The sequence below is a fragment of the Mycobacterium sp. E740 genome, from assembly GCF_001672895.1.
GTDB lineage: Bacteria > Actinomycetota > Actinomycetes > Mycobacteriales > Mycobacteriaceae > Mycobacterium.
The window spans coordinates 1-981 of sequence record NZ_LZKP01000039.1 but is presented as its reverse complement, the minus strand read 5'-3'; the positions used below and the strand labels follow the sequence as shown (position 1 = coordinate 981).

General features: G+C 66.8%; 2 pseudogenes. One reads left to right on the top strand and one right to left on the bottom strand.

Going from position 1 to position 981, the window contains the following annotated elements:
• Positions 1 to 658 (bottom strand): annotated as a pseudogene (locus A5663_RS04030) (ATP-dependent DNA ligase); the annotation flags it as partial.
• A gap of 65 nt (positions 659 to 723) precedes the next feature.
• Between A5663_RS04030 and A5663_RS04025 the strand changes: the two are divergent.
• Positions 724 to 981: pseudogene (locus A5663_RS04025) on the top strand (ATP-dependent DNA ligase); the annotation flags it as partial.

Here is a 981-nt window from a genome sequence, read left to right as displayed (position 1 = left end):
CAGTCGGCGTCGCGGGCGTGCTTGACCTTGACCATCTCACGCTTGCCCGGCAGGTACGGACCGTCGAGGCGCTTGGCGATCACGCCGTCGAGTCCCGCGCCCTCGAACTGCTCGAGCCAGCGGGCGCCGAGTTCCGGGTCCTCAGTGGTGCGCGTGACATGACACCACTGTTTCTCTGTCACGGCGCCGAGCAGCGCGTCGCGGCGAACCCGGAAGGGTTCCTTCATCAGCGACGTGTCGCCGGTGGCCAGTGCGTCGAAACCGATGAAGTGTGCGGGGGTCTGTGCTGAGAGCATCTTGATGCGCGATTCGGCTGGGTGGATGCGCTGGCTCAGCGACTCCCAGTCCAGCCGGGTGCGGCCGTCGATCTCGCGGGGCACGACGATCTCGCCGTCCAGCACGCACCGCGCCGCCAACTCGTCGCGCACCGACTCGATGACCTCGGGAAAGTAGCGGCCCAGGTCCTTTCCACTGCGGGACAACAGCACCACCGCGTCATCGGTCGCTCGTTGCGGCTGCCCAGCTGAATTTCGTCGCCGTCACGAAAACAGATGGAGCGAAAGCCGTCCCACTTCGGTTCGTAGCAGGCGCCGGCCGGTATCGATGGCACCGATTTGGCGAGCATCGGAGACACCGGAGGCATGACGGGAAGACGCATCCCGCCCATTGTGGCGCAGCGCCCCACATCGATGACATTGCCCGCTGTCGGCGGTCTACGTGAGTATGGAACCCGTGGACCTCCCCGTGACCCCGCCGCTCGAGCCGATGCTGGCCAAAGCGCAGGCCAAGGTGCCCAACGAAGCGGGCGTGTGGTCGTACGAGCCGAAGTGGGACGGGTTCCGCGCCCTGGTCTTCCGCGATGGGGACGCGGTGGTGCTGTTGTCCCGCAGTGGAAAGGACCTGGGCCGCTACTTTCCCGAGGTCATCGAGTCGGTGCGCGACGAGTTGGCGGCGCGGTGCGTGCTGGACGGCGAGATCGTC